Origin of the sequence: Vulcanococcus sp. DEBay_Sum29NL08_54 (assembly GCF_017859255.1) — a bacterium.
Classification (GTDB): domain Bacteria; phylum Cyanobacteriota; class Cyanobacteriia; order PCC-6307; family Cyanobiaceae; genus Vulcanococcus.
Genome location: NZ_JAFMNJ010000050.1, coordinates 1 through 8,889 on the forward strand (window position 1 = coordinate 1; position 8,889 = coordinate 8,889).

The following is an 8,889-nucleotide window of genomic DNA, read 5'->3' on the forward strand; positions in this document are numbered from 1 at the left end:
TGAGCTTTTGCCAGATCCGGGTTTCGCAGCAGCGGGCGGTGATCGGATCACCATTGACGAGTTTCTGCGTCAGGCGGGTGTAGCTCACCACCACTGATTCATCGCTCAGCCAGCGCAGATGCGGGCGCGGCATAGTCGCTTTGACTTTCGATTGTTGTTTCCTCTCCAATAAAAAAGCCCGGTCAATGACCGGGCTCGCTTGTTGAATCAGGTTTGCTTTAGACAGAAGCGAATTCAGGAATCGAGGGGGTAGCCGTGTCCTTGCGGATGACCACCTGCTTGTCGTCGTCGACATCCACCAGGGCGGTGTCGCCTTCGCCGATTCGGCCAGAGAGGAACTCTTCGGCCAGGGAATCTTCCAGCAGGCGCATGACTGCACGACGCAGCGGGCGGGCGCCGTAGCTGGGGTTGTAGCCCTCGTCGACCAGGCGCTCCTTGAAGGCTTCGGTGACCGTCAAGGTGATGCCCTTCTCCTGCATCCGAGTGAAGACTTCCTTGAGCATGATCTCGGAAATCTCCTTCACCTCGTCGCGGCTGAGCTGACGGAAGACGATGATCTCGTCGAGGCGGTTCAGGAACTCTGGGCGGAAGTACTGCTTGAGTTCTTCGTTCACCAGAGAGCGAATCCGGTTGTAGTTGGTCTCTTCGGCATCGCCGCCAGAGAACTCGAAACCGAGGCCGCCGCCGCCCTTCTCGATGACCTTCGAACCGATGTTCGAGGTCATGATGATCAGGGTGTTCTTGAAGTCCACCGTGCGTCCCTTGGAATCGGTCAGGCGACCGTCTTCCAGGAGTTGCAGCAGCAGGTTGAACACATCGGGGTGTGCCTTTTCGATCTCGTCGAACAGCACCACGGTGTAGGGACGACGACGAACCGCTTCGGTGAGCTGGCCGCCTTCGTTGAAGCCCACATAGCCCGGAGGCGAACCGATCAGCTTGCTGACCGTGTGGCGCTCCATGAACTCCGACATGTCGAGGCGGATCATCGCCTCTTCACTGCCGAAGAAGTAGGACGCCAGGGACTTGGTCAGCTCGGTCTTACCCACACCGGTCGGGCCGGAGAAGATGAAGCTGGCGATGGGCCGATTGGGGTTCTTTAGGCCAACCCGGGCACGGCGGATGGCGCGGGACACGGCCTTGACGGCTTCGTCCTGACCAATCAGGCGCTGGTGGAGGGTCTCCTCCATGTTCAGCAGCTTCGCGGATTCGCTCTCGGTGAGCTTCTGGACAGGGACGCCGGTCCAGGAGGCCACGATCTGGGCGATGTCCTCTTCGGTCACCATCGGACCGCTCTCGCTCACAGCAGCTGCGGGCGCTTCGGCCACGGCGACTGGGCTGTCCGCTGAGGCCTCGCTGGATTCAGCAGCGGGCTTCTCCTCGTTGCGGTTCTGCAGGATCGAGCGGATCTGCTCGCGCAGTTCGACTTCTTTGTCGCGCAGCTCGCCGGCCTTGGTGAAGTCCTGCTCGCGCACGGCCTCATCCTTCTGCTTCTCGATCTCGCGCAGTTGCTTATCGACCTCCTTGGCCGCCGGGGGCAGCTTGGAGTTCATCAGGCGCACGCGGCTACCGGCCTCATCGATCAAGTCGATGGCCTTGTCCGGCAGGAAGCGGTCGGAGATGTAGCGATCACCCAGGGTGGCTGCCGCCACCAATGCCTCATCGGCAATCGTCAGGCGGTGGTGCGACTCGTAGCGCTCCTTCAGGCCGCGCAGGATCTCGATGGTGTCCTCGACGGAGGGCTCACCCACCTGCACCGGCTGGAAGCGACGTTCCAGGGCGGCATCCCGTTCGATGTGTTTGCGGTACTCATCCAGGGTGGTTGCGCCGATGCACTGGAGCTCACCGCGAGCCAGAGCGGGCTTGAGGATGTTGGCGGCATCGATCGCGCCTTCAGCGGCACCGGCGCCAATCAGGGTGTGGACCTCGTCGATCACCAGGATCACGTTCCCGGCGCCACGGATCTCCTCCATGATTTTTTTGAGGCGCTCCTCGAATTCGCCCCGGTACTTGGTGCCGGCCACCAGCAAGCCGATGTCCAGGGTGAGGACCCGCTTGTCCTCGAGGATGTCGGGCACATCGCCGGAGTTGATGCGCTGGGCCAGGCCTTCGGCAATGGCCGTCTTGCCCACGCCGGGTTCGCCAATGAGGACTGGGTTGTTCTTGGTGCGGCGACCCAGGATCTGGATCACGCGCTCAATTTCGTGCTGACGGCCAACGACCGGGTCGAGCTTCCCGTCGGAGGCCTGCTGGGTCAGGTTGCTGCCGAACTCATCGAGGGTTGGCGTCTTGGTGGAACCCTTGCCACCACCGCCACCACCGCCGGCGACCTCGGCGGTCTCGCCCAGCATGCGGATCACCTGGGTGCGCACCTTGGCCAGGTCCACCCCAAGGTTTTCCAGCACCCGTGCGGCAACACCTTCGCCTTCGCGAATCAGGCCCAGCAGCAGGTGTTCGGTACCGATGTAGTTGTGGCCGAGCTGACGCGCTTCCTCAAGGGAGAGTTCCAGAACGCGCTTGGCCCTCGGCGTGAAGGGGATCTCGACGGCCACAAAGCCGGATCCGCGGCCGATGATCTTCTCGACCTCGACCCGAGCGTCCTTGAGGTTGACGCCCATGGACTTCAGGACCTTGGCGGCAACGCCGGTGCCTTCGCCGATCAGGCCCAGGAGGATCTGCTCGGTGCCCACGAAGTTGTGACCCAGGCGGCGGGCCTCTTCTTGGGCCAGCATGATCACCTTGATGGCCTTCTCGGTAAACCGCTCGAACATGGGGCGGGGCCTGGCTGCATGTTCCCCCAATTTATCAGGGTTGCTTAGGGGTGTGTGAGATCAATTTCAGAAGCGCCAAATCCCAATGCCCAAAAGGGATTGCCCCGCACGATCGTCACAGCGAAGCCCTTAAAAGTTTCCGGTTCTCGCTATCAGGAATGGGCGGCAATCCGTACCGCCTCTCAGTCGTGTAATTCAAGCCATTGGATCAGGGCATCGCTTCCGTTGCGGTAGTAGCCGCGACGGATTCCAGCGGTGCTGAAGCCCAGGTCTGCGTAGAGCGCCCCTGCGGCGGTGTTGTCCGAGGCCACCTCCAAGGTCGCTCGCTGCGCTCCAGCCTCCCGGGCCTGTTCCAGGAACGCCTGGATCACGCACCGTCCCAGGCCCTGCCGCCTGTGGCCTGGATCCACGGCCAGGGTTGTGATCTGCAGTTCATCCAGGACCAGCAGTCCGCAGGCGAAGGCCAGCAGCTGCTCCCCTTGCCAGAGCCCCAGCCCTGGCCTCTGTTCGTCGGCGAGTTCCGAGCCCCATTGGCTTTCGCTCCAGAGCCCGCCCAGGGCGGCTTGGTCCAGGGCAAGGCAAGCGCTGAGGTGCTCGGGCCTGAGCGCCTCAAGGCGGACCTGGGGATCGGCGGTGTGCGTCGGCACAGGGGCCTGGAGGCGGCCTCTTTAGGATCACCCCATGACGACTTCGATGGCGACAGCCGATCTCCAAGTGAGCAACCGGCCCTTTGAGAGCAACCGCGATACCGCTAGTCCCAACCGCAATCTCACCCCCGTAACGACGGCCGTTGGCCCGAAGGGTGGATTGGAGGTGGGGGGCTGCGGCCTGAGTGATCTGGCTCGCCGCTACGGCACACCGTTGTATGTGCTGGATGAGGCCACCCTTCGCGGCAATGCCCAGGCCTACCGCAAGGCGCTGGCGTCCCATTACCCCGGTTCGGCCCTGGCGCTTTACGCCTCGAAGGCCAACAGCAGCCTGGCCATCACCGCTGTGGTCGCCTCCGAGGGGCTCGGCCTCGATGCGGTCTCGGCGGGCGAGTTGCTGACGGCGGTTCAGGGGGGGATGCCTCCTGAGCGCATTGTCTTTCACGGCAACAACAAGAGCCTGGAAGAGCTCCAGTTGGCGGCCGACTTGGGCGTCACCGTGGTGGCGGACAACTGGTCGGATCTCGAGCTCTTGGCGTCCCTGGGCTTGAGCCAGCCGGTGCGCCTGATGCTGCGCTTCACCCCTGGGATCGAGTGCCACACCCACGAGTACATCCGCACCGGGCACCTCGACAGCAAATTCGGGTTTGATCCCGACCAGCTCGAGCCTGTTCTGCGGCACCTTCAGGGCTGCAGCTGGGCGTTGGTCAGCGGCCTCCACGCCCACATCGGCTCTCAGATTTTTGAACTGCAGCCCCACCGCGATTTGGCAGCGGTGATGGCCGACGCCCTGAAGTTGGCGCGCGAACTCGGCCATCCCGTCTCGGACCTGAACGTCGGTGGTGGTCTTGGGATCCGATATGTCGAATCCGATGATCCGCCGTCCATCGACGAATGGGTCCGCACCGTGGCCGAGGCCGTTGCCGGTGCCTGCCAGGAGCGGGGACTGGATCTGCCGCGGCTTCTCTGCGAGCCCGGTCGCTCCCTGGTGGCCACGGCTGGGGTGACCCTCTACAGCGTTGGCAGCCGCAAGGAGATCCCTGGGATCCGCACCTATCTCTCCGTTGATGGCGGGATGAGCGATAACCCCCGTCCGATCACCTATCAATCGCTCTACACCGCCGTTTTGGCTGACCGCCCTGAGGCGGAAGCCAGTGACACCGTCACCCTGGCGGGTAAGCACTGCGAATCCGGAGACGTGCTGCTGAAGGACTTGGCCCTTCCTCCGGCCCAGGCAGGTGATGTTTTGGCAGTCTTTGCCACCGGCGCTTACAACGCCTCGATGGCTTCGAACTACAACCGCATCCCTCGCCCTGCAGCGGTGATGGTGCATGACGGCATGGCGGAGCTGGTGCAACGCCGGGAGTTGCCAGAGGAACTGCTGCGCTACGACGTTCTGCCGGAACGCCTTCGGCCGGTAGTCTGACCCTCAGCGAATAGAGCAAGGGTGCTCGGGTTGATCGGGGGAATCCAGCTGGGCTTCGTGCTGGATCTCCTGTTGGCCACCGCCCTTGGCATGGTCATCCTGGCTCGGGTGAACGAGCCGCGGACCCTCTGGTTACTGCGGGGCTACCTCACCTTGGTGGCTCTGGCCTGGGTGGTTCAGCGCTACGCCAACCTGCCGCTCACCAGCAAGCTGGTGGATGCCCTGGTCATGGCCTGCAGTTTGGCCCTGGCCATCCTCTGGCAAGGGGAACTGCGGCGCCTGATGGAGCTGCTGGGGACTGGTCGGCTGGATGTTCTCTTTGGCAGCCAACGGGCCGACAAGCTCGCCTCGAGTTCCGTTGGTGTGCTCAGTGAGGCCGCGGGGCGCCTCTCCCAGATCCGTCGTGGTGGATTGATCGTCCTGGATCTGGGCAGTGATCTGCGCCCAGAGGACTTCCTCAACCCCGGCATCGCCCTGGATGCTCAGCTCTCAGTCGATCTGCTCCTGAATCTCTTTGCGATCGACACCCCGCTCCATGACGGGGCGGTGCTGGTCAAAGGCAATCGGATCCTCTCGGCGGGGGTGATCCTGCCCCTCTCCCGCCAGGGACTGAATCGCTATGGCACCCGCCATCTGGCGGCCCTGGGGATCACCGAGCGCTTCGATCGCTGTCTCTGCATCGTGGTGTCGGAGGAGACCGGCACCTTGTCGCTGGCCAAGCAGGGGCGCCTGGAGCGTCCGATCACGAGCTCGCGCCTGCAGGAATTGCTGAGCGAAGCACTGGCTCAGGCCCCGAAATCCTCTGGTAAATCTGCGGGTCGTAGCGTGTCCGTAGATTCGTCCGAACCTCTCGCATGAGTCGTTCCCTGACGACTGCCTTAACTGTCGAAGGGAACAGGCCCTCGCGCTGCGCCCTCCCGCCTGGGCTTGACCCGGGCCGGCTGCCGGCCCATGTCGCGGTGATCATGGACGGCAATGGCCGTTGGGCCGGGCAGCGGAAACTTCCCCGGGTGATGGGGCACCGGGAAGGGGTGGAAGCCTTAAAGCGCACCCTGCGCCTCTGCAGTGACTGGGGCATTGGCTCGCTGACGGCCTACGCCTTCTCCACCGAGAACTGGAACCGCCCTGGCGAGGAGGTCAGCTTCTTGATGACCCTGTTTGAGCGGGTCCTCGCCAAGGAGCTGAAGGCGCTGGAGCAGGAGCAGGTGCGCATTCGCTTCCTGGGCGATCTCGAGCAGCTTCCCGAGGGACTGCAACAGCTGATCCAGGACGCCACGGACCGCACCGCCTCCAACACCGGCATTCGTTTCAATGTCTGCACCAACTACGGCGGTCGCCGCGAGTTGGTGCGCGCGGCGCGGCTGCTTGCGCAAGAGGTGGCTAGTGGTGAACGGGATCCTGACTCGATTGATGAGCAGGCCTTTGCCTCCAAGCTCCTCACTGCCGGGGAGCCGGATCCAGACCTGTTGATTCGCACCAGCGGCGAGCAACGCATCAGCAATTTCCTGCTCTGGCAACTGGCCTACGCCGAGCTGCACATCACGGATGTTCTCTGGCCCGATTTCGATGAAACGGCCCTGGTGAGCGCCTTGATGGATTTCCAGAACCGCCAACGTCGCTTTGGTGGCGTGGCCTCCGTCTCCTCCTAATCGCGTGACCTCCTCTTCCGTTTCGGTGCGCCATGACTGGAGCACCTCTGAGATTCAGGCGCTCCTGGAGTTGCCCTTGATGGACCTGCTCTGGCAGGCCCAGGCGGTTCACCGCGAGGCCAACCCGGGGTATCGCGTCCAGCTGGCCTCCCTGTTGAGCGTCAAAACCGGCGGCTGCGAAGAGGACTGCGCCTACTGCCCGCAGTCGATGCACAACAGCAGCGATGTCACGGGGCAACCGGAGCTGGAGGTGGAGCCCGTCTTGGCCCGGGCTCGGGCGGCCAAGGAGGCCGGTGCCCATCGCTTCTGCATGGGTTGGGCCTGGAGAGATATCCGCGACGGGGCGCCTTTTGAGGCGATGTTGTCGATGGTGCGGGGTGTCCGGGAGCTGGGGATGGAGGCCTGCGTCACCGCCGGGATGCTGACGGACAGCCAGGCCGCCCGCCTGGCCGAGGCAGGCCTGACCTCCTACAACCACAACCTCGACACCAGCCCAGAGCACTACGACCGGATCATCACCACCCGCACCTACGAAGAGCGCCTCGAGACCTTGGCTCGGGTGCGCAAGGCAGGCATCTCGATGTGCTGCGGCGGCATCATCGGCATGGGCGAGAGCCTCACCGACCGCGCCTCGCTACTGCAGGTGCTGGCTTCGATGAACCCCCATCCCGAGAGCGTGCCCATCAACGCCCTGGTGGCGGTGGAGGGCACCCCCCTGGAGGAGCAGCCCGCTGTGGATCCCCTTGATCTGGTGCGGATGGTGGCGGTGGCCCGGATCCTGATGCCCCATAGCCGCGTGCGCCTCAGCGCTGGCCGCGAAACCATGAGCCGCGAGGGACAGGTCCTCTGCCTACTGGCGGGTGCGGATTCGATCTTCTATGGCGAGACCCTGCTCACCACGGGGAATCCCGATGTGGAGGCCGACCAACAGTTGTTGGCCCTGGCGGGCGTGAACCCCTGGCAGGAGCAGGTGCCGGCGTGAGCACCTTGGTGATGGCCTTCTATGGCTTCACCGCCATGGAGGACCTGCCTGGGTTGCAGCAGGAGCTCAGGGCTTTGGCCGAGCAAGAAGCGGTCCTCGGCACGATCCTGCTGGCTGAAGAAGGGGTCAACGGCACCATCAGCGGTCCAGATGCGGGCGTTCAGGCCGTGCTGGAGCGGCTGCGCCAGTTGCCCGGACTCGGGGGGCTGGAGGCCAAGTTCAGCCGCGCCGAGCAGCAGACCTTCCATCGCCTGAAGGTGCGGCTTAAGCGCGAGATCGTCACCATGGGCTGCCCCACGGTGAAGCCAGCCGAGCAGGTGGGGACCTATGTCCCGCCAGCTCAGTGGGATGCGCTGATTGCCGATCCAGAGACCTTGGTGGTGGACACCCGCAACCGCTACGAAGTGGAGGTGGGCAGCTTCACCGGCGCGATCGATCCCGGCACCGACAGCTTTCGCGAGTTCCCCGCCTGGGTGGAGGAGACCCTGCGGCCCCTGGTGGAGCAGAGGCAACCGAAGGCGATCGCCATGTTCTGCACCGGCGGGATTCGCTGCGAGAAGAGCACCGCCTATCTGCTGCAGCAGGGCTTTGAGAATGTGCATCACCTGCAGGGCGGGATCCTGCGTTACCTCGAGGAGATCCCCGAGGAGGACAGCAGCTGGCAAGGGGAGTGCTACGTCTTTGACCAGCGGGTGAGCGTGAACCACCAGCTCGAGCCCGGCAGCTACAGCCTCTGCCATGCCTGCGGCCTACCCGTCTCCCCTGAGCAGCGCCTGCAGCCGAGCTACCGCGAAGGCATCAGCTGTCCCCACTGCATTGAGCGCTTTACGGACAGCGATCGCCAGCGCTTTGCTGAACGCCAGCGTCAGATGCAGCTGGCCCGGGAGCGCGGACAGCGGCATCTCGGCTAGGGCGCATGGGTCCGGTTCTCTACAGCTTTCGCCGCTGCCCCTACGCGATGCGCGCTCGCCTGGCCCTGGCCGCGGCGGGCCTGGAGGTTGAGCTGCGGGAGGTGGCCCTGAAGGCCAAGGCTCCGGAGCTGCTGGAGGCTTCGCCAAAGGGAACCGTGCCGGTCTTGGTGCAACCGGGTGGTCCGGTGCTCGAGGAGAGCCTCGAGATCATGCGCTGGGCTCTGGAGCAGTGCGATCCCCTGGGTTGGTTGGAGGGGGACGGGGCTGAGACCGCGGCCTTGCTGGCTCAGAACGATGGTCCCTTTAAGCGGCACTTAGATCGCTTCAAGTACCCCGATCGCTACGCCGATGTCGACCGCCTGGAGCACCGCTCGGCGTCCCTGGCGGTCCTGCGCGAGTGGCAGCAGCGCCTCCAGCTTGGGGGTTGGCTGCTGGGCGCGCGGGCGAGGCTCGCGGACTGGGCCCTGCTGCCGTTTGTGCGTCAATTCCGCTTGACAGATCCAGAG

General features: G+C 64.3%; 8 protein-coding genes and 1 pseudogene. 6 read left to right on the forward strand and 3 right to left on the reverse strand.

Annotated features, from left to right (window positions below):
• From QZ186_RS10765 to QZ186_RS10775, 3 genes and pseudogenes are all read right to left on the reverse strand, one after another.
• Positions 1–295, reverse strand: a pseudogene (locus QZ186_RS10765) (hypothetical protein); the annotation flags it as partial.
• Positions 219–2,768, reverse strand: coding sequence for an ATP-dependent Clp protease ATP-binding subunit (locus QZ186_RS10770; protein WP_296416756.1), 2,550 nt, complete (start codon positions 2,766–2,768; stop codon positions 219–221). The gene QZ186_RS10770 and the pseudogene QZ186_RS10765, both read right to left, overlap by 77 nt.
• Positions 2,769–2,950: 182 nt before the next feature.
• On the reverse strand, positions 2,951–3,415 hold the full coding sequence (locus QZ186_RS10775; RefSeq protein WP_296416757.1) for a GNAT family N-acetyltransferase: 465 nt from the start codon (positions 3,413–3,415) through the stop codon (positions 2,951–2,953).
• 34 nt (positions 3,416–3,449) lie between these two features.
• Here QZ186_RS10775 and lysA point away from each other — a divergent pair, with 34 nt between their 5' ends.
• The 6 genes from lysA to QZ186_RS10805 form a co-directional block, all read left to right on the forward strand.
• Positions 3,450–4,841, forward strand: coding sequence for a diaminopimelate decarboxylase (lysA, locus tag QZ186_RS10780; RefSeq protein WP_296416759.1), 1,392 nt, complete (start codon positions 3,450–3,452; stop codon positions 4,839–4,841).
• 21 nt (positions 4,842–4,862) lie between these two features.
• Positions 4,863–5,699, forward strand: a complete 837-nt coding sequence (gene cdaA, locus QZ186_RS10785) for a diadenylate cyclase CdaA (protein ID WP_296416760.1) — start codon at positions 4,863–4,865, stop codon at positions 5,697–5,699.
• A complete protein-coding gene (locus QZ186_RS10790; protein WP_296416761.1) occupies positions 5,696–6,490 on the forward strand; it encodes an isoprenyl transferase in 795 nt (264 codons plus the stop codon). The genes cdaA and QZ186_RS10790 overlap by 4 nt, the downstream gene beginning before the upstream one ends.
• 4 nt (positions 6,491–6,494) lie before the next feature.
• On the forward strand, positions 6,495–7,472 hold the full coding sequence (gene bioB, locus QZ186_RS10795; RefSeq protein ID WP_296416762.1) for a biotin synthase BioB: 978 nt from the start codon (positions 6,495–6,497) through the stop codon (positions 7,470–7,472).
• A complete protein-coding gene (locus QZ186_RS10800; protein WP_296416763.1) occupies positions 7,469–8,383 on the forward strand; it encodes a rhodanese-related sulfurtransferase in 915 nt (304 codons plus the stop codon). The genes bioB and QZ186_RS10800 overlap by 4 nt, the downstream gene beginning before the upstream one ends.
• A 5-nt stretch (positions 8,384–8,388) precedes the next feature.
• Positions 8,389–8,889: glutathione S-transferase N-terminal domain-containing protein (locus tag QZ186_RS10805; protein WP_296416764.1), on the forward strand; the 501-nt coding region annotated here is incomplete at its 3' end.

What these genes read in the sequence shown, in the direction of transcription:
- QZ186_RS10790 (WP_296416761.1), top strand. Translation starts at nt 5,696, where the DNA reads ATGAGTCGTTCCCTGACGACTGCCTTAACTGTCGAAGGGAACAGGCCC.
- lysA (WP_296416759.1), top strand. Translation starts at nt 3,450, where the DNA reads ATGACGACTTCGATGGCGACAGCCGATCTCCAAGTGAGCAACCGGCCC.
- QZ186_RS10770 (WP_296416756.1), bottom strand. Translation starts at nt 2,768, where the DNA reads ATGTTCGAGCGGTTTACCGAGAAGGCCATCAAGGTGATCATGCTGGCC.